The sequence below is a fragment of the Ruegeria sp. BHSB058 genome, assembly GCF_059613285.1.
This window is the reverse complement of sequence record NZ_JBXWSF010000017.1, coordinates 44,443-63,560: the sequence shown is the minus strand read 5'-3', so window position 1 is coordinate 63,560 and position 19,118 is coordinate 44,443. Positions and strand designations below refer to the sequence as shown.

Genomic DNA, 19,118 nt, shown 5'->3' with positions numbered 1-19,118 from the left:
TCTGCCTCCTGAAAACTGGATCGATTGAAGCTGGGTTTTTCCGCTAGGTTTCCTTGGCTGGGAAAGGAGCGGAATCGCATGAAAGCATCGAAGTTCACGGAGGCGCAAAAGGCCTTCATTCTGAAGCAGGGCGAGCAGGGCACGCCGGTCGCGGAGATCTACCGCAAGGCCGGGATCAGTCAGGCGACGTATTTCAATTGGAAGAAGAAGTATGGCGGGCTGCTGCCGGACGAGATACGTCGGTTGAAGGCGCTTGAGGATGACAACACCCGGCTGAAGAAGATCGTGGCCGATCTGACGCTTGACCGTGAGATGCTTCAGGACATCATTCGGCGAAAGCTCTGAAGTCTGGTCGTTTGCGCGAGATCGTGACCAGGATGTGCGTCGACTGGGGCGTGTCGATCCGGAAGGCCTGTGGGGCCATCTGCTTCGACACCTCCACCTACCACTACAAGGCCCGGCGAACGGATCAGGCTGCCGTCGAGAGGCGGATCAAAGAGATCGCGGAGACGGGTGTGCGCTATGGTTACAGGCGTGTGCACGTGCTGCTGCGACGCGAAGGATGGGTGATCAACATGAAGAAGACCCGCCGGATTTACAATGAGTTAGGCCAGCAGATGAGGAACAAGCACCCGAAACGACGGGTGAAGGCAAAGCTGCGGGAAGATCGCCAGGAAGCAGTCGGACCGAGCGATGTCTGGGCAATGTACTTCGTGCACGACCAACTTGCCCTGGGCAACAAGCTGCGTATCCTGACCATTGTTGACACGCATTCCCGCCTCTGTGCGGCAGCCGATCCTCGCTTCACTTATCGGGGCGAAGATGTCGTGCAGACGCTCGAACGGGTCTGCGGGCAGATCGGCTATCCGAACACGATCAGGGCTCGAACAACTCGTTCTGCAGGCAGTGAAAAGTCGATCTCAATGCCCAACCCTTCGCGGTTGAAGTCGTCCAGAACGTTCAGCAGCCGGAATTGCGGTCCATCCCCCAGCCTGTCGGCCATAAAATCCATCGACCAGAGCTCATTCGGGGGCCCAGGCACAGCCAGTTCGTCCGGCTTTTCTCGCTTCAGACGCTTGCGCGGCTTGATCCGCAGGTTCAGCTCCAGCTCGCGGTAGATCCGGTAAACCCGCTTGTGGTTCCACCTATGCCCCTGCACGTTGTGCAGATACAGAAAACACAGGCCAAAGCCCCAAGTCTTATTTGCAGCCGTCAGGCCGAGGAGCAGGTCGGCGATTTGCTCGTTCTCCTCATCCAGCTTCGGGCTGTGCCTGTAGCACGTTTCGCTGACGCCGAACGCCCGGCACGCCAGCGCGATGCTGACCCCTTTCATCGCCACCGCTTTCACGGCCAACTCCCGGCGCTGAGCTGGCCGTATCATTTTTTTCCAACAGCCTCCTTCAGCAAGTCGTTCTGCATGCTGACGTCGGCGTACATGCGCTTCAGCCGACGGTTCTCCTCGGCCATGGCCTTCATCTCGCTGATGAGACTGGCGTCCATGCCGCCATACTTCGCCCGCCGCTTGTACAGCGTGGCACTGCTCATCCAGCGCTCGCGACAAAGCTCGGCGGCAGGCACACCGCCCTCCATTTGGCGCAGCACACCCATGATCTGGGCCTCTGTGAATCGTGTCTTCTTCATCGGAATCTCCTCGTTCATCCTGCCGAGAAAATTCTACTTCCGCATCCCCTTAAGATCGGGGGGGATTACCCATGCACAAGCTCAGAGAAGCAATGAAGGCGGAGACCCGGGACGTCCGTCTGGACGGCGAGGTCGAGGTTGATGGCGCCGTGTTCGGTGGTCATGTCCGGCCCGCCAATCTGCGGGAGGAGCGTGTCGACCGGCGGCGTCGCGCCAACCGGAGTGGGAAGCGCCGGGTGGTTGTCGTGCTCCGCCAGCGGGGCGACCGAACTGTGACGAGAACCTTTCTTCGAGAGGCGCAGGGCGTCGAGTTCGCAAGGGAAAGGATCGCTCCAGATACCGTTGTCTCGGCCGATGAAGTCGCGCATTGGGTCTTCTGGAAACTGACTTTGACATGCAAAGGATCAATCATTCAGAGGGTTACAGCGTCGGAGGAGCTCATACCAACCTTGCCGAGAGCTTCTTCTCGCGGCTTAGACGGATGATTGGCGGACAGCATCTGAAGGTCGACGGAAGTTATCTCGATGCATACGCGGCCCATGCAGCCTGGCTCGAGGATCATCGGGAGGAGAGCAATGGCCGCCTGGCGGATTGTTTGATCGGCGGCGCTCTCGCGTCCCCGGTCAGCCGGTCGTGGAAAGGGTATTGGCAACGGCGCGCAGCGTGACGGCGTCGCCGGCACCCCAGACACACATGCCTTTCTTCTTCTCGATCATCCTGACGAGCTTTCGTCGCTTGGCATGTCGCAGCGCCTGAACGACCTTGAAGACCACCGAGTTCCTAAGCGCAGTATCTGAGATGTCCTGGTCGCGCTCCGCCATTGCGCGGTCGGCAAGTTCTCTCGTGGTCAGCTCAACATCGACCCCGAGATGGCGGGCACAGATATCCGCGATCTCGCCCTTCTTGAAGAACCCATGGCTCACAATGTACCGGGCACGCTGCCGTTCAGATGCGGCGAACAGTTCAATCGTCGCGTTCACATGCGCCAGATCGTGCTTCGCATGTGCGAACTGCGCTTCGTATGCTTTAATCTGGCACAGTATCTCGGCCCGCTTCTCTGTCAGCGTGTGAACAATCAATGGTTTCGACATGCCGCCATTCCACACGAGATCTCGCCGGTCATCCAGATGGCATTTTGGTGCATTTGCTACCTAAGACCGAATGCCTGAACGCGCACTGGTCCATGAGTCTTGCGGATGCCCGTGAAATGCTGGAGGATTGGCGCAGGTACGACAACGAAGACAGACCCCACAGTGCGATCGGATATAACGTCCCGATCGCCATGCATTATCCCGATGGCGTCACCAGCCCACCATCATGAAGGAGCCGGAAAAATCTAGCTTCCGGCGGTCCAAACTTGGGGAGCAGCGCAAATCAACGACGGTTTCTCCCAAAGACTGGATGAAAGTTGGGTCTCAGGTCAAGTTTGATGAACCCTTCGAAGGAGCAAATGAATTCGAAAAAGCGGTTTCACCGAAGCGCAGATTATCTGGACGATCAAGGAACACGAGGCAGGCATGTCGACGGCGGAGGTGTGCCGTCGACACGGGCTTAGCAACTGTATTTTTCAAGCGGTCTGAGCCGACCAGTTTTGCTGAGATTTGAGGAGTGCGTTCACGATTGGGCACGGGTTCTCCAGAAGAGGGCTCGAATCCGCGTACCGGTTTACAATGAGGCCTGCGAAAATCTTTCAGATTTGGCCCGAAACTTTTCGATGTGAGCTCGAGACAGAATTTTAAGACGCATAATCAACACATTGACGGCGAGCTTCAGTTGTGAGATCAAAACCTCAAAAGGTGAGCTTATTTTTTTGCTTTTAAAATCATTGAACCACATCTACCACAATAACCGAAATATTGTCGCTGCCGCCGCCATCCAGTGCCAGTTGCACCAAGCGATCCGATATGGTTTCGATCGGCATTTCCGACATGGCACGTTGCAACATCCCGAAAGTAGCGTATTTCGTCAATCCATCCGAGCACAACAAAAATCGGTCTCCGGGTTGCAGTGCGCCACGAAATTTATCGAGTTCCAGTTCTCCTCCAACTCCAACCGCCCGGGTAATGGCGTTGGACTGTGGATGATGTTCGGCTTCGTCCCATGTCATCTGACCGGCCAGAACCAACTCGGCCACAAAGGAGTGGTCGGATGTCAGCATCTGAATTTCACCATCGCGCATCAGGTAAATCCGACTGTCGCCTGCCCACAAACCGACAAAATGCCCGTTGGCCATCATCAGAACAACCACTGTTGCCCCAATTGTCTGCCCACCGCGCTTCGAGGCTTCTTTTTGGATTGCCTCATGGGCCAGGCGCAGGATGTCACGAAGAGCATGCAGCTTGTCGGATGGCGTCAGACCCGAAGGAATTGCAGCCACCATATCCGCAATCAGACGGCTGGCGTAATCGCCGGCAGCGTGGCCTCCCATGCCGTCCGAAACAAGCCAGATACCTTCATCCGGAAGCGCCAGAATCGAATCTTCGTTTACCTTTCGTCTCAGGCCGACATGCGTGCGTGCGTTGTAACGTACCCTGGAAAAAGTCATGTAGGTGGTGCCTCGGCCCAGATTTCGGCATGAAGATTGAACAAGCCTTGCATCTTTGGTCCGGACGGTAAACCTTCGCAGACCATCAGACGGGAACCGCCCTGAACGACTGTGCTCCAAATGCTCGGATTGCGAAAAGAATCCGACATTAGTCCCGAAGCTAGATCGGGCAAGCAACCATTTTGCCCGTTTTCCTGTCTCAGGATGATACAGTTGCCGGTTTTTTGTATGTTCGCGTTCTGTTGAGAGGATGGAACGGCTATTTCAGACAGGGCCTTGTCTAACCGATCACGAGACATGTCATCATCCAGCGCGTCCAATGCAACCCTCTCTAGGGCCTCGAATACACCGATATTGTTGAAATGGTCCAGAAAAGCACTGCTGCCGGAAACTACTGGAGCGGCGAGTGTCAGCGGAAAGCGGCGGCCCACCCGATCGACTGACGGCATCAGAACGCCCAGGACCTTTTGTGGACCAGCAAGTCCCGGTGACAGGCAGAACCGCCAGATCGGCGCGGACATGTAAAGCTCATTCCATCTTCCGGAATTCAACTCGGACCCCTGCAACAGACAGCGTTGCAACCATTCATCCCATTCGGCCACAAAAGACTGGGAAAGGCTGAGGCGAAAAAAGTCGCCAGCCGACGGCATCTTACCGAATGCTCCGAACCTCTGCCGCTGCATCAAAACGACTTGGGACAGCTGAATTTGGCAAGCGCTGGCAACGCAAAGGGATTGATCACCGATCCCGATTGTAGCTGGAAGATAGCGATCCGGCCTCCGACATTGAAAATGACTTTCTTGCGGTCGGATACGTTGGTTCGTCGCACTTCGGCCGCATCCAACAGTCGAAACCACGCCCAGGGTCCATCACGGCTTAGTACGCTTTCGATGTTTTTCTTTTGCGGATCGAAACTGACCCGCGCAAGCCCAACAGGCCCCGGCCATGCCACGGCTAACGGTGATGGCAGCCCGCCGCGATGACGGAACTCCAGGGTTTGGCCGTCAATTTCCAAAGTCACACCTTTTGCCTTGGGATCGAGCGCTTCGGGCATGATCTGGAAGTTAATTGCCGGTTGCGGACCGTTTGCAAAGAACGCATCGCGGATTTCCGCTGCGTATTGCAGTTGTTGCAACACCGCCTGACTTATCCCGAGATCGGTCTGGTTCACGCCAGTTTTCCATGTCCAAGGCCGCGTGCGCATATCAACGTGCTTGATCAGGTTGTCGTTCATGAAGGCGTCGATCATCCCACCAGGCCCAAACAACTTGGCAAAATCGCCAATCGCAACGTCCGCACGCGCCCGACGGTCGAACGGGTAGCGGTTTTCCAGAACCTGCTCGCAAAACGGCAAAACATTAGCCTGCCACCGAGCATTGATCGATGCACGCGTGCTGTCCGTCGTGATGCCAGATGAGCCGTTGACAATCTGCGTAGCCCAACGTTCCATTGGCCCAGGAACACGCGCCGCTTCTTGCATGAAACGCTGCATGGCCTGCCCGCTTTCCGCTCCTGACACGCCGCTGAACGACATTTTGTTGAGGTCCTGGTACACGTCTGTCAACGAGCCCATCAGCATATCAAGTTGCGAAGGTTGCGCCTCGGGCCGTGCCGTCAACTGATGCAACCAGTCAAACCGGTCCTGAACATAGGTGCCGGGCGGCGCTATGGGTTGAGCCCCCTGCCCGGTCGCCGTTTTTGCCAGCGCCTCGAGCAAGATCTGGGTTTGCACCGAGGTATTGGCTTGCAGCTCAATTCCAGCCACGGTGGAGAGTTTGTTGCTGACCTCAGTGTCAGCCAATGCAGAGCGGTCTTCGGTGAGCCGTGTTTCGTCGGAAATCGCCATCAGGATATTCACAATCGGCGAAGTCGGTCCGGACAGGACATTTGTAACCTCGACGGCGTGACTGAGCGATTCCATTGGGATGATATCGATATCGCCCAAAATGGCGTCATACCGTGCAATGTAGTCGTTGTAATACAGGTCAAGAACATCACGGCTGAGAGCTGCAAGTGCGAGTTCCGTCTGTTCTGCTTCGCCACGCGGACCCAATACCCAGCTTTCCCGTTGAACACGCTTTGCGACGCCGACAGCTTCTCCCAAGAATACCCCGTTGAAGCCTTGATAGGTAAATATACCTTCGATCCCGGAGTTGAGCGGCTTTCCGGAACTGCGGACCAGAACACGTGTGACGGCAGGGCCGCCAACCTCGGTAAGCCGCCATTCTGGCAAAGCGGTTGAAGCAGGGCTGGCTATAATCCCATTATAAACCCTCTGGGCCAGCGGCATCTCGGACAGGATACCCTGAATCTGCTCTACCATTGGGCCGTTCAACGCAATTTCCTGCATGGGCTGACCAAGCAATGCGTCCAAATGGTCGTTCAAATCGGCTCGCAGTTGGTCGCGCGATGGCCCAGGATAGGAGACCGTCCAGTCGATATTCATCCACTCGCGAACTAGGTCCTTGTTCATCGGGCCTTGCAGCCCAAGCATCAGATAGACCTTGAGCGCTTCATAGAGGACATCCGGGTTGTTGATATTGGCTGCCATCTGCTCTTCCAGCCGCAACAGCAACCTTGGCAAATAGCGCCGGTTCAGCGCGGCGCGATAAGTTTGTGCAGCCTGCGTGCCGATCACCTCACCCTGATACAGACCGTATGTCAGGCGGCGTTCGGGGTCGGGGTCATCAAGCACGGGATTGGCAGGCATGTCGCGAAGGTTGTTGAGCGCCTGCACTACGGGCACAAGATCGGTATCCCCGACCGGGCTGGGAGGAAGTGTTGCCGCGGCGGCCTGATAGGCGCCGACACTGTCCCGTGCCTCTGCTATCAGGTCGGCGTTGCCCAGATAGCTACGCACCAGCAAGGCACCAACACCGATTGCCGCCAAAATCGTGGCCGCGATAGAACCCCATTTGACGATTCTGTAACGGCGTTCAACCTTGTCGTCGGCAGATACCAGACCCGCCTCGCGAAAGATCACCGCTTCGAACAACCGGGTCAGGAAATAGGATCGTCCCGTCCCCTGTCCTGAACCGATGGCTTGCCGTCCGATACCAAACGTACGAGCCATGCCGAGCATCAGGCGGTCGATCGGTGTACCTTCCTGTGTACCCGATGTGAAGTACACCCCTCGCAACATATGGCGATGCTGGTATCGGCTTTCCTGGAAGACTTCGCTCAGAAAATCGCGGGCAACCTTGCGAACAGAGGCAACCTGAACCGGGAACCCGGCGACAAGCGCGCGGCGCTGGGGATCGGTCTCGGTCTGCATCCTCTCCAAGGACTGCGCATTTAGTTGCCCCAAGAGACCTGCAAACTCCTCATCAAACGCCGCAACCGGGGATTGTTCACCTTTGACCTTGTCCAGAGGCAGTGTGAAACCCCAGACCTGCTCGCGCTCTTCCTTGCCCAAATTGTCGAAGAATTCGGCGAAGCCCGCGATCAGATCAGCCTTGGTGAAAAGGACATAAACCGGGAAACGGACACCCAACGTCTCGCGCAATTCCTCTAGTCGACGTCGAACCGCCTTGGCATGTTCTTTTTGCGTCATCTCGTCCTGTAGTGACAGGTCGCTCAGGCTGATAGCGATCATCGCGCCGTTGATTGGCTGTCGCTTCCGGTACTTCTTGAGCAATCCAAGAAAACCGACCCAAGCCGCGTTGTCGACTTCGGCATCGCTTTCCTGGGTCGTATAGCGGCCGGCGGTGTCGATAAGGACCGCGTCTTCGGTGAACCACCAGTCACAGTTACGGGTTCCGCCCACGCCTCCGATTGCAGATTTACCCATTTCCCTGGCCAAAGGAAAACTCAGGCCGGAATTCACGATGGCAGTGGTTTTGCCTGCGCCCGGCGGCCCTATCATCACATACCAGGGCAATTCATTCAGATGTCTGCGCCCGTTCTTGGATTTGCGCAATTGGGACATCGCCGTCTTCAGCTTTGAGCGCAGTTCTGCGATTTCGGAGCCGATCATGTCGCCGGTTTCATCCACCGTTTCGACGATTTCCTCGGTCATCTTTTTTTCGCGACGGCGTCGAACGAAGAAAATGATCAACATTATCACAAAAAAGAAGCCGAAGATCGCGCCACCCCAGATCAAGCGGCCGCTCAAGCTGTCAAACGGGCGCCATTCGCCCCAACCAATCAAAGGGCCAAAATAGATCAGGCAACTTGCCAGCACGACCGCGACAAGCAGCAGGATGGTATAGATCGAACGGAACAGCGGCAGGATAAGTCGGTTGATAAGCATCAGTTCTGCTCCTGGACCAGCAAGACTTCGATTCTGCGGTTGGCCGCACGTCCTTCGCGGGTCGAGTTGTCTGCAATCGGCTCATTGTCTGCACGGCCTTCGGCACTAAGTCTTGATGGGTCGTTCAAGGCGTCAGCCATCTGCTCCATAACGGACTTGGCCCTTGCCAATGACAAATGCATGTTGGAGGGAAACCGTGAGGATCGGATTGGGACATTGTCTGAATGTCCCGCCACGATGACCGGCCCCGGTTCGTCGTTTAGCGCTTGAGCGACCCGATTGACGGGATCTACAAACGAATCCTGCAGCTGATCCGACCCTGACCCGAACATTCCCGACCCGGTGATCCTGATAACCAGTGTGTTGCCTGCTTCGAAGACTTTGACGATGCCCTCTTCAATTTCGGGCTGAAGGAACTGCGCCACTTTTTCAACTTTTGCTTGCTCAGGTGGTGGCGGTGGAGGGGGAGGTGCGCGGCGTTGCAACTCGGCCACCGGTCCTGAATCTATCACCGAAAGTTGGCCCATCAGGTTTTCAGTCTTGGAAGACAGGGCATACGAAAGACCGGCAAATTCTAACACCAGCAAGACCGCGGTGACCCCCACCGCAATCCAGACGGGCTTCCATGCGCTGAGCGCGCGATATGGTTTGTCCGCACCTTCCCAATGCGGCGACAAATCGTATTCGAGCGGTCCTCGCTGGGCGCGGATAAGCCGAGCCAAACCTTGCCGGATCTGCAGATGTCTGTCGCTTCCCCCCTGCTCTACGCGAAGCCGCCCCTCGAACCCGAGGGACAGGCACATATAGACAAATTCCAGAAGTTCGATATTGGAGCCGGGCTCTTTCTCGAGGCGCGCCAGCAGGTCGTAGAAGCGATCACCGCCCACCGTTTCGCGGTGGAAGGTTCCAACAAGCGATTGCGTGGCCCAACTGGATTGCTCACCCCAAGGCGTGTTCAGGACCACATCATCCAGTGTCGCGCAGATCGCATACCGCGCTACCTTCACCGTCTGCGCCGCAATTCCGGCCTGAAGCGCCGCATTTTCAAAGGTGCGGACTTCGGACACCACGCTTTGTCGAAGTTTGTCCGGGTCCATGTGCTGTGCCCGGTTTCGTATGCGACTGATCAATGAAAACAAAGGTGTAGCACAAGCATTCAAGCGATTCATACCGGTCATGACGACAGGCTCCGCCGTAGGTGCGGATTGCTGCTGCTTAGTCCGCGACTGGGGAACGCCATATGCGCCGACGCCACCCGCGCCCGCCGTAGGTGCAGACGCCGGTTCAAGCGGTGGTGTTCCATACCCAGAAGGATCGCTGGCCTGAGGGGCTGCAGGCTGTTGCGAAGCGCTATGCACCGGGCGACGCCCGCCGGGGTTCGGGCGGATCACTGTTTTGTCGGTGTCGTTCGGTTCTGCGAACGGATCGTCATCTGACATTAAGTTACACCTGTTCTTTTCGAGCCTTGCTAGCCAGTCTGACCTAGCCGGAACACTCTATCAAATTAAAACAACGCGAACCCGGCTCATCGGCTCAGTGGTTGCGAATGGCCCAAAGCTCCATTGTCAGCCCCGGATACTGGCCTGAAACATGCACCGCGATGCCGCCTGATGTGGTCATCTTGCTCCAATACGGGCTGGCAGCATCCAGTTCGAAATAAACGACGCCGGAATGATACGGGATTTGCCGAGGCGCGACAGGCAAAGGTCTGAGCGTAATGCCGGGCAAGGCCGAGTTCACAAGCTGGCGGATTTCTTCGACCGGACCTGTCTTGGCCTGACCGGCAAAGTGACGGCGCACATCTTCTGCAGGAATATCGGCGCTAACGGCAAGAACGAAACCTGCATTGCCGATCAATTTCCGGTCGGCGATGACACCAACACTTATACCATACTTCCGGGGTTCCAATGGGATCGAAATCGCGGTCTGTTCAAGAACGGAACTGAGATATTGCCGCAACATGCGGATCACCGGCGCGAACGTACCTGTCAGTTTGTCGTGCTGATAGGGACTGAATTGCGGTGCCTCCTTTTCAGAGCTCATGAAGGTTGCCAATTCACCCGCCAACGACGCACAAAGGCGAAAGGCCGTTTCAGGATGAACGTTTTCGATATTTGAAAAATGGCGAACTACCGGTAGCGCTCGGTTGATCGTCATCAGCAAAAGAAAATCTGAGATCTCTGCCGCACCCTTGGCGGGACCGCCCTCGGACAAGCGACCGGCAAGCGCTTGCATCCTGTGGGCAAGCATGCCCTCCAATTCATTCAGAAAACCGCTGAGTGCCGGGGCAGCCCGCACATCCAGACAGCTTGGTATGAAACCCCTATCAAGAATGATCTCACGATCCGGGCGCACCTCGATAATGCGGGCAATCGGAATGGCCAGACGATCCGCCAGATCATCGACTTCCAGCGCGAACTGTAAACGAAGCGTTCCCACACCGATCGTCACTGGCTTTTTTTGCTGGCTCATCACATCGGTGATTTCATGCTCGGTCGGACGCAGGCGGCTTGCCGATTGTTCCGCACCTGACAGGTCAACCTCGGATGCACCTTGACGGCGTTGCGGAACGGTCAGGTAAACCACGCAGTCCTTTATTGTTTCGGGAACTTCCAGCGCGGGCGGGTGGGTATCGGATTGCGGCATCCGGAAAACTGTCCCGTCCTGCGTCAGGCCTGAGCAGGACTTCAGCGCAATCTGACCAACTTTCAGGACCTCGTCATCAAGTTCCAGAGAACTGACGCCCCAGGCATAAGGCGTGATCCGTCGGGCCAACCCCGCGACCAGCGCCTCGGTGTACCGGTCCGCCTGCTGGAAATGGTGAGGTTGCAAAAACAACCCCTCGGTCCAAAGTACCTTACTGTCCCAGGACAAACCCAGTCCTCCCTCAATTCTCATCGCCGCCAATTTCACATTGCGACGTTACTTCAGTTTTTCCAACTGCTCCTTGTAGGCGCGCGCAAACTCGCGGCTGAACAGGTCGTGGAACTCGTTTTCGGCCTGATCCGAAATTTCTTCAAATATGTTCTCGTAGGCTTCCCAATAGCGCGCTTTCTTTCCCTTAAAGAGACTGCCAAGCGCACCAGAGCTTTCGATCTTGCCCGCAACTTCATCGGGGCTGAGTTTGGCCAGGACACCCTTGAGGGCGGCCTCCATCCCCGTGACCATCGCGACTTCGTGCGCCTTGATATCGTTCAAAGCTTGTTCAGTCGCCTCTTCCGAGCCCAGATAACCACGCGCGCGCGGCTTGATCATCGCTTCGATGGCCTGCTCGGGGCTGATCGAGAATTTCAACGGATTGTTACCGCCTGCGCTTATCATGGTCTGATCAATGCGGAATTCGCTTTTGATCGAAGTGCGGGTCATCAGAATTTCCCGCAGACCGGTGATCATCGCCCGCAGAACACGCCCCATCCGCCCCATTGTGGCAGGAAGATCGGCATCATCGATCCGTAAGTCCTCGATCTCCAACGCTTCCAAAAAGGCGCGTGCCGAGGAATGATCGCCTGGCTGTTCAGATCTCTGCGGCGGAGGTGGCGCAACCGTTCCTTGCGAAGATTCCACAGCCGGGGTCGGTCGTGGCGTTGGCCCCGAAGTCCTTTCAGGTGATGGGGGTTCCTTGAATGGATCACTTGACGGTGCCTGCGCCGAACCCGAAGGCGACAGTAAATCTTCTTCCCAGTCCTCCGGGATGAAATTTGCACTGGCCGTCGGAGAGGAAAACGCATCCTGCGCCGATGGGTTGTGCGCCGCATCGCTTGCGCCTTGACCGGCATGCGGATCTTCTGGCTTGCCAAAGAACGGGTCATCATCGTCCAACGGTGGTAGCAGTTCATCCATCGGATCATTGCGTTCAAGCTGCGAATGGCCTTTTGGCGCATCCCCCGAGCCCAAGAGATCATCCAGAAAATCACCCTCGGGTCCCGCATCATCGAGTAGAGCCAAAGGATCGGGCGCATTTTGCGCCTGTCCGTGGCTCACATTGCCCTGATCCATCGGTGCAGGAATGGCATCTTCGAGCGATCCCTTTTCGGCACCTATCTCGACTACCATTTCATAGTTCCCGGCGATCAGCACATCGCCATTGTTCAACGGCGTCGGCGTACGCCCCAGCGGAAGCTTGGAGTAGTTCAAGAAAGTTCCGTTCGTACTCAGATCGACAACTACAACGTTACCGTTGTGATCTTCGACCACGAAATGGTTCTTGGAAAGCATCCTGTCCGGGTCCGGCAAAACCAAATCGTTTGTTTCGGCACGCCCAACGGTCAAAGACCCGCCTCGCATCGCGACCGGGCGACCATCACCGGGTACGGTTCCGGTCGACTGAAACTTAAGCGTGACAAACATGCTTTGAGATCAACCTCCTACCAAAACTGTAAATTCACCTTTTACGATCATGCCGCCACACGCGACATTATCCATGACGCGTGCTGCAGGCAGTTTTCCGATAAGCACAGTGGCGGAACCTTTGATGATCGGATGGGGCGCACCCGGTGTTGCCAGATCGGTCAGCCGTGCTGCCGGCAATTTCCCCACCAAAACCGTTGTCATGCAGGGTGGGAGGATCGGCATCGGTGCAGGAACCGGTGACGGCGGTGCCGGTGGCGGTGCCAGAAGCACACAAGGATGCAGATCTGTCACTCTGGCTTGCGGGAAACCCATGATCAGCCCTCCTTTGCCCCTATTTTACCGTTTCCGCCCTTGGCGATATTGACTGCGCGGTCGATAAGCAACTGCAGATACGACTCAAAATCGTCTTTGTGGTGTTCCAGCGCCACGAGGTTCATCGCAAAGGTCAGAACCTCACCCGCACCCGGAGGGGCCGCATGTTCCGCCAACTCGCCTGGCCCCAAGGTTCCATCGGCATAAACCACAGCTTGCGCGCATTTGACCGTTTCATCGTCCAATTCGGCGGTATCCACCGCAAGCGCAGCTTTTGCGCGGTTTTCAGGGGAAGGGCGAAACACCCACTCTTCCGCTGCGGCAAGTGACGGCGTATTGTGGTCGGGCGCCGGGCCGATAACGTCGCGTGCCGCCAGACAGGCCCACCAAATTCGTTCGCGCGGTGGCAAAATAACGGACATCAGCCTCAGAATATCGACCGGGGCGTTTTTTTCTTCCAACTCAGCCAAGACAACATCCGGCATCGAACTAGCCGGCGCCGAAAGTTTGGTGGCCAGCTTTGCATTTGCGCCAGCCAAAGCTCGCGCAGCCGGTTGCTGTGGCACCTTAGTCATGTTTTGCCATTTTGCGGTCATGATCAAAGTCCTCAGTTGATCATCGTGAGACCACCTTTGAGGGTCAGCATCCCGCTGCCGTCGACGGTGGTCATCGGGCTTTTCACGTCAGTTTTTGCCGTGCCTTCCACTGTGATCATCATGCCCTTCACCGTAACACCGGTTTGGTCGAGTTTCACCGACGATGAGCCAACTTTCAACTCGATCGACTGCGCGGCAGTCATCGTGATCTTGCCAGCACTGGCATCGACCGTGATATTCCCCAAACTCACCGTGGTGCTCTTGTCGCCCTGTTTGATCGTCTCGGAATGATCGCCGGTGACTGTGCGAGTCGACTGTCCTTCGATTGTCTCTGTCTGGTCGGTCTTGATCGTAACGGTCTGGCTACCGGTACTGATGTCAAAGGTCTGGTCACCCTTTTCTATCGTAAAGGTATGGTTGCCTTCTTTGATAGTCTCTGTGACGTGATTGAAAACTGTCTGGGTAAGATCGCCCGCGTCTTTTTTCTCCATGCCAATGGTGATCGTTGCGTTGTTCTTGATGATCTGTTCATAGTCTTTTTCTGACTGAAAACGGACCAGTTCGGCGTCTTTCTTGTCTTCAAACATCAACTCGTTGAAACCGTCTCCGCCCTTTGACGAGTTGGTCTTGATACCCGATTGTGTCGCGTTTGCCGGGTAGTCGTAGGGCGTCGGCGTTTCGGCATTGTAAAGCATTCCTGTACAGATTGGCCGGTCCGGGTCGCCCTCTTCGAACTGGATCACGACTTCCTGCCCGATACGCGGCACATGCACCATTCCCCAGTTCTTTCCCGACCACGGAGTTACCACACGAACCCAACAGGTGGTGTTCTCGTTTTTTTGTCCATCGCGGTCCCAATGAAACTGAACTTTGATCCGTCCATGTTCGTCGGTGTAGATTTCCTCCCCCGAAGGTCCGGTCACGATCGCAGTATGCAGCCCGCTGATCTGGGGCCAAGGCGTCACCAGCGGGGTTCGAAAGGGTTCGGCTTTCGGAATCGCATGAAAATCGTTGGAATACAATTCCTTGGCGTCCTTTGGGAAAGGAAAGGCATCTTTTTCAATATCCTTGCGCTCGGCGTCGGCAGTGTAGTTTCCAGGTGCCTGCATGTAATGCGCGGCGCTGATGACAAGATAGTCGGTGGCTGTATCCTTGATCTTGAGGTTATCGGTATTTTCAATTTGAAATGTTCCACCCACCGCCATAGTCCGCACGGTGGAAGCCCCCTTCCATTTAGCAAATCTTGCGGCTTCGGCCTCCATGCGAATGCGCGCGCGCGATGTGCCCAGGCTTGTGTCGCGCCGATAATGACCGGGATAGTCGTAGTTCTCCTTAGTTTTGAAGCTATGTATGCCTTTGGCAATGTTGCTCGCAACTGTCAGGTCTGCGGTGGGCGTTTCCATATCGAAATCCCTCAACGTCACAGCCCCACTCGTGATGTGCTGATTGCTGGTCATCTCGAATACATGATCACCCCGGCGCGCGGAACTTGCATCGCGGTCGAAGAATTCCGGGCTTGGTGTTTCGGGAAGGGCGGAATGCGCACCCGAGCCATCGGCAAAAACCAGCGTCTCGCCGACTCCATCGGAATCAGCATGGTCGAAGAAGTAATAGATCCCCTCCTCTTCCATCAAACGGCAGATGAAATCGTAATCCGTTTCCCGGTATTGAACACAGTATTCCCGCTCGCCATAGGTTTCCGACGTCGAATTGCGGGTGCGCGATATTCCGTGATCATTTAGAATTTCGTCGATGATGGCAGGCGCGGTCATGTTCTGGAAGATCTTGGAGTTCCTGCGGCGCGTAAGAAGCCAAAGCTTCGGCCTGAGCTCCAGATCGATCAAAACGCCTCCGCTTGAGATGTCTACGACCTTGGCACCAACGACCATGCCGCTGAACAATCTTTCATTGCCTACACTAGTCTCGAGGTGAATAGTCATAAACTTGCCGAGAAACTCTTCGAGTTTGACGTCGAATTTGGCCCAGACAACCTCTATTCGGGTTTCGGTCAGCTGGCTCATGCCATCCGTGACAACGGCACGGCGAATTTCGCAATCCTCCTGGGCGAAATCCCCGGTGACCCACAGCAGTTTTTCATCGCGGGTATTGGCCATCTCATCTCCTTTCCCGGAAAGCCGGCAAGGGTCTCCGGGTCATCACGGTTCTACAGGTCTTCCAAAAGTGCCGCCAGTTCGGCGTCAATATCATCACTATCACCATCATCTGCCGCATCGTCCGAGAACCCTGCCAGGAGGTCATCGAGATCGCCTAGAGGATCGTCATCTGGCGGTACTTCATCCTGATCCTGAGGAACTATCTCCTGCGGCGCGGGCGCCGCCGGTTTTGGCGGCGACGGGTCCGAAAGCGGCATACCTGACCACGGCCCCAGGATTTCCCGCCCGGCCACCGAGTTAAATGAACCAAGCCGGATTTCGTCACGGCCCTTGATCGACACAATCGGCATGTATCCACGCGCGATGGTATGTTCATGTTTCGGCAACGTCAGATTGCGTTCAGTGCATGGAAGTGCAACCTGATCTCCGTACCGGTCATTGACGAAATGATATGGCATTCCGCCGAGAGTCATGACCTGCCCCAGACCCATAGACGGACCGTTTTGTTTGAACGAACGCGCCAGAAGGATCAAAACCAACACCGCCGGGTTTGCCCAGAGCATTCCTTTAAGCCCCTCGGACATGGTGAATTCTTCGAAATCGAACTCGTAGATAGGTTCGGACTTCGCACCATATGGCCGCCGCAGCAAAAAGCGCGGCGATGCGAGACCCAGATGACCTGCCTCTGGCATTGCACGCAAAGTGTCCCAGGCTTGCGCCACCAGTGGATGGCGATCCTTGGCATCCACATCAAGATATCCCGGCGTCATGGCACCAAAGAACGGGGCATCCACATGGGCTGCCACGCGCGCTATGCGGGCCAGGATTTCTGCGTGAGGCGGAGTTTCTTCGAAAGTGTATAGGCCAATCAGGGCCGAAAATCCGCCACGGCCATTTTCTTCGTCCAATGGGTCCTCGGTCAGAAGACGCACAAAACCGGTTTTTGACAGATCATCTTCGGCGGCGAGGTCTGCCGCGATTTCATCGGCAGAAACGTCGTACAGCATGACTTCGAGCGTATCATCGGTTTCAACGCTGCGGGCAATCAGGTCCAACGACCGCCACTGTGCTTCGAGGGACTGGAATTCAGGATGGTGCAGCACCAAGCGCATAGCCGCACTCAGAGCTTCATCCACCGCTTTCTGCATTGCGGCCGCATCTGGGTCAGGCAGTTTTCTGATATGTGGGCCGACGATCCGGGCCAACAGTTCATCCAACGGCGAAGCCTGGGCCAATTGGCCAGATATGTCGCCAATCAGTTCTTGAAAATCGCTCAGCTTCCGGTCTGCACGGACCGTGTTGCCGCTCGAACTTTTTCGGGGCGGCACAACCTCCTGACCGAACTGCTCACCCCAAGTGATCAACTGACGCGAAGCGTGTTCTGCCGTCGCTCCGGATGACAACTGTCGTTTCAGGTTCGCCAAACCCTCGAACAACTCAACCTTTTCGAACAATTCATCGGGGTGCAGGTCGTCAAGTTCGTTCAGCCGAACTTCAATCCCGGCCCCATCCTTGCCGATCGGTAATACGAGGCTGGTGGCAAATCCTGCTATCACATCCTCGACCGTATCCGGATCCAGCAGGATCGGTTTGCGATTGGCAAGGGTATCCCCGGTTTCTAAAGTACCGCGTGCCGAGCGGCCCGAAAAATCACCAAAAAGCGCGATGCGAAAGCGCCTACGGTTCAGTTTCCCCGTGTCCGGACGTTCTGCATTCAACACACCAAAAGTGAACTCTGGATCAGAACTCATTAGCACGGCTTGGTTGGCGGTATCTGGCTGAGCATCCGATGCCTCGACATCCATCTCGCCAAGCAGGTCATCCAGATCCGAAACCCTAACATCACCCTCGTCGATCTCGGCAAGCACGTCATCAATATCCACAGGTTCGTCGTTTTCCAAAGCCGATAACAAAGCATCAAGATCGTCGTCTGCGGAACCTGATAGCGCATCGTATTCTTCGTCGAATACCGGTGGCAACTCACCCGGATCATCGAATTCGCCCAGAGTGTCTTCTTCATCCGAGATATCTATATCAGACAACAGGTCGCTCGAGTCCAGATCGTCGCCCTCGCCAACTTCACGGACCTCCAGTTCGTTCAGCAAAGCATCTTCATCGGCAGGGTCTGGTGGTGTGTCTGCTGCTTCGACCACTTCGCCCAGATCGGTCAAATCGTCCAGAAGACTATCCAGATCAGAGTCGACTTCCGAACCATCATGTTGATCAAATTCTACCAAAGTGTTTTCGTGGTCTTCGGGATCAGCTAGGCCTGTTTCGTGGTTCGGTTCGTTATCGCCTGGGTCATTGAGCAGATCGTCAAGTTCAGACTGCGCTTCCCTGGCCGTATTTTCGTTTTCATCGATCGCCAGATCACGCAACAGATCATCCACCAATGCATCTGTTTCAATGGATTGATCGGCATCGAACGGATCATACAACAAGTCCTCGCGATCGGAAGCACCTTTCATATCCGATTGTTCGGGTATGAGGTTCAAGTCGTCTGACCTATCGCCAAGTGCCTCTTCCGCAGTCTCTTCAACCGGAGTTTCAGGCTCATCCAAAACATCTTCCAAATTTGGGTTTTCCATCAATTCTTGCGTCGACGGTGATTCAACCAGATCTGCCAGAAGACCTTCCAGGTCATCAGTAGGATCAGGATCGTGTTTGGACTCGGATAAGGAAGACAGCGTGTCGTCAGATTTTTCTTCGTCTACTGAGTTTGGTTCCAGCTCCGATAGTGACGTGAAAATATCGTCGCTTCCATCATTTGGGATCTCTTCAATTTCAGATATTGAAGACAAGACATCTGCAACGGATGTTTCTGGGTCTTCCTGTTCGGGATCATCGCTCAAGAGGTCTTCAAGAATGCCCTCGTAGCTGTCTTCTTCTTGCTCGTCTCCGGCTGTGGAAAGGGCCGCCAAGGCTTCCGCGGCTGACGTATCCCCGATTTCATCCTCTGGTGTAGACTTGGACAGATCCCCCAGTATGTCAGTAAGATCATTGTCATCTATTCGAGAATCAAATTCAGGCACCGACGACAGGACATCCGCTACAGCCGTGTTCTCGTCTGCCAACTCTGGTGTGTCGCTCGCCAAGTCATCGAGAATATCATCAAACGTTTCTGTATCGGGCGCCTCTTCAAGCGCCGGCAAGGAAGACAGGGCTTTGGCCGCCGACGTATCCTCGACATCCATTTCCGCTTCGCCTATCGCCAACCCGCTCAGAATGTCACCTGCATCATTGCCATCGCCAGAACTGGCAACCTCAGGCAAGGAGTACAGGGCATTTTCTACAGTCGAGTCTTCGGG

At 55.7% G+C, this 19,118-nt stretch carries 13 protein-coding genes and 4 pseudogenes; 5 read left to right on the top strand and 12 right to left on the bottom strand.

Translation table 11 applies throughout. From position 1 onward, the window contains the following. Positions 1 to 78: 78 nt before the first annotated feature. Positions 79 to 881: pseudogene (locus tag AC2FNB_RS06835) on the top strand (transposase); the annotation flags it as partial. On the opposite strand, the pseudogene AC2FNB_RS06830 reads toward AC2FNB_RS06835, so the two are convergent. Next, positions 878 to 1,641, bottom strand: a pseudogene (locus AC2FNB_RS06830) (transposase); the annotation flags it as partial. The pseudogenes AC2FNB_RS06835 and AC2FNB_RS06830 sit on opposite strands and share 4 nt — an antisense overlap. Positions 1,642 to 1,712: 71 nt before the next feature. Between AC2FNB_RS06830 and AC2FNB_RS06825 the strand changes: the two are divergent. Both AC2FNB_RS06825 and AC2FNB_RS06820 read left to right on the top strand, forming a co-directional pair. Next, positions 1,713 to 2,126, top strand: coding sequence for a transposase (locus tag AC2FNB_RS06825; RefSeq protein WP_496745277.1), 414 nt, complete (start codon positions 1,713 to 1,715; stop codon positions 2,124 to 2,126). Continuing rightward, a complete protein-coding gene (locus tag AC2FNB_RS06820) occupies positions 2,009 to 2,308 on the top strand; it encodes a transposase (protein WP_496745275.1) in 300 nt (99 codons plus the stop codon). The genes AC2FNB_RS06825 and AC2FNB_RS06820 overlap by 118 nt, the downstream gene beginning before the upstream one ends. Here AC2FNB_RS06820 and AC2FNB_RS06815 read toward each other — a convergent pair. Beyond that, on the bottom strand, positions 2,265 to 2,732 hold the full coding sequence (locus AC2FNB_RS06815; protein ID WP_496745273.1) for a hypothetical protein: 468 nt from the start codon (positions 2,730 to 2,732) through the stop codon (positions 2,265 to 2,267). The two genes, AC2FNB_RS06820 and AC2FNB_RS06815, sit on opposite strands and share 44 nt — an antisense overlap. A gap of 62 nt (positions 2,733 to 2,794) precedes the next feature. Between AC2FNB_RS06815 and AC2FNB_RS06810 the strand changes: the two are divergent. Together AC2FNB_RS06810 and AC2FNB_RS06805 are read left to right on the top strand one after the other, a co-directional pair. Next, a pseudogene (locus AC2FNB_RS06810) lies at positions 2,795 to 2,962 on the top strand (integrase core domain-containing protein); the annotation flags it as partial. Positions 2,963 to 3,095: 133 nt separating this feature from the next. Beyond that, a pseudogene (locus AC2FNB_RS06805) lies at positions 3,096 to 3,209 on the top strand (transposase); the annotation flags it as partial. A gap of 254 nt (positions 3,210 to 3,463) precedes the next feature. Here AC2FNB_RS06805 and AC2FNB_RS06800 read toward each other — a convergent pair. From AC2FNB_RS06800 to AC2FNB_RS06755, 10 genes are all read right to left on the bottom strand, one after another. After that, a complete protein-coding gene (locus AC2FNB_RS06800; RefSeq protein ID WP_496745272.1) occupies positions 3,464 to 4,186 on the bottom strand; it encodes a PP2C family protein-serine/threonine phosphatase in 723 nt (240 codons plus the stop codon). Next, on the bottom strand, positions 4,183 to 4,869 hold the full coding sequence (gene tagF, locus AC2FNB_RS06795; RefSeq protein ID WP_480750793.1) for a type VI secretion system-associated protein TagF: 687 nt from the start codon (positions 4,867 to 4,869) through the stop codon (positions 4,183 to 4,185). The genes AC2FNB_RS06800 and tagF overlap by 4 nt, the downstream gene beginning before the upstream one ends. After that, complete coding sequence (tssM, locus tag AC2FNB_RS06790) at positions 4,869 to 8,438, bottom strand: type VI secretion system membrane subunit TssM (protein WP_496745270.1); 3,570 nt, start codon at positions 8,436 to 8,438, stop codon at positions 4,869 to 4,871. Before tssM ends, tagF begins: the two co-directional genes overlap by 1 nt. Continuing rightward, positions 8,438 to 9,877 carry a type VI secretion system protein TssL, long form gene (gene tssL, locus AC2FNB_RS06785; RefSeq protein WP_496745269.1) on the bottom strand — a complete coding sequence of 480 codons (1,440 nt, stop codon included), beginning with the start codon at positions 9,875 to 9,877 and terminating at the stop codon, positions 8,438 to 8,440. Before tssL ends, tssM begins: the two co-directional genes overlap by 1 nt. Before the next feature lie 94 nt (positions 9,878 to 9,971). Then, positions 9,972 to 11,312: a type VI secretion system baseplate subunit TssK gene (tssK, locus tag AC2FNB_RS06780; RefSeq protein ID WP_496745267.1), complete on the bottom strand. Its 1,341-nt coding sequence runs from the start codon at positions 11,310 to 11,312 to the stop codon at positions 9,972 to 9,974. Between the two features lie 48 nt (positions 11,313 to 11,360). Next, complete coding sequence (tagH, locus tag AC2FNB_RS06775; RefSeq protein ID WP_496745265.1) at positions 11,361 to 12,785, bottom strand: type VI secretion system-associated FHA domain protein TagH; 1,425 nt, start codon at positions 12,783 to 12,785, stop codon at positions 11,361 to 11,363. A 9-nt stretch (positions 12,786 to 12,794) separates the two neighbouring features. Then, positions 12,795 to 13,100 (bottom strand): PAAR domain-containing protein, encoded by a 306-nt coding sequence (locus tag AC2FNB_RS06770; protein WP_496745264.1) that lies wholly within the window; start codon positions 13,098 to 13,100, stop codon positions 12,795 to 12,797. 2 nt (positions 13,101 to 13,102) lie between these two features. Beyond that, entirely contained in the window at positions 13,103 to 13,696 is a 594-nt protein-coding gene (locus AC2FNB_RS06765; RefSeq protein WP_480750799.1) for a DUF6931 family protein, read from the bottom strand. Between the two features lie 11 nt (positions 13,697 to 13,707). Next, positions 13,708 to 15,810, bottom strand: coding sequence for a type VI secretion system Vgr family protein (locus tag AC2FNB_RS06760; protein ID WP_496745262.1), 2,103 nt, complete (start codon positions 15,808 to 15,810; stop codon positions 13,708 to 13,710). Between the two features lie 50 nt (positions 15,811 to 15,860). Further along, positions 15,861 to 19,004: a type VI secretion system contractile sheath domain-containing protein gene (locus AC2FNB_RS06755; RefSeq protein ID WP_496745282.1), complete on the bottom strand. Its 3,144-nt coding sequence runs from the start codon at positions 19,002 to 19,004 to the stop codon at positions 15,861 to 15,863. Between the last annotated feature and the right edge of the window lie 114 nt (positions 19,005 to 19,118).

Excerpts from the sequence above, each read along its gene's own strand:
- AC2FNB_RS06825 (WP_496745277.1), top strand. The coding sequence starts at position 1,713 with ATGCACAAGCTCAGAGAAGCAATGAAGGCGGAGACCCGGGACGTCCGT.
- AC2FNB_RS06815 (WP_496745273.1), bottom strand. The coding sequence starts at position 2,732 with ATGTCGAAACCATTGATTGTTCACACGCTGACAGAGAAGCGGGCCGAG.
- AC2FNB_RS06800 (WP_496745272.1), bottom strand. The coding sequence starts at position 4,186 with ATGACTTTTTCCAGGGTACGTTACAACGCACGCACGCATGTCGGCCTG.
- tagF (WP_480750793.1), bottom strand. The coding sequence starts at position 4,869 with ATGCAGCGGCAGAGGTTCGGAGCATTCGGTAAGATGCCGTCGGCTGGC.
- tssM (WP_496745270.1), bottom strand. The coding sequence starts at position 8,438 with ATGCTTATCAACCGACTTATCCTGCCGCTGTTCCGTTCGATCTATACC.
- tssL (WP_496745269.1), bottom strand. The coding sequence starts at position 9,877 with ATGTCAGATGACGATCCGTTCGCAGAACCGAACGACACCGACAAAACA.
- tagH (WP_496745265.1), bottom strand. The coding sequence starts at position 12,785 with ATGTTTGTCACGCTTAAGTTTCAGTCGACCGGAACCGTACCCGGTGAT.
- AC2FNB_RS06770 (WP_496745264.1), bottom strand. The coding sequence starts at position 13,100 with ATGGGTTTCCCGCAAGCCAGAGTGACAGATCTGCATCCTTGTGTGCTT.
- AC2FNB_RS06765 (WP_480750799.1), bottom strand. The coding sequence starts at position 13,696 with ATGACCGCAAAATGGCAAAACATGACTAAGGTGCCACAGCAACCGGCT.
- AC2FNB_RS06760 (WP_496745262.1), bottom strand. The coding sequence starts at position 15,810 with ATGGCCAATACCCGCGATGAAAAACTGCTGTGGGTCACCGGGGATTTC.
- AC2FNB_RS06755 (WP_496745282.1), bottom strand. The coding sequence starts at position 19,004 with ATGGATGTCGAGGATACGTCGGCGGCCAAAGCCCTGTCTTCCTTGCCG.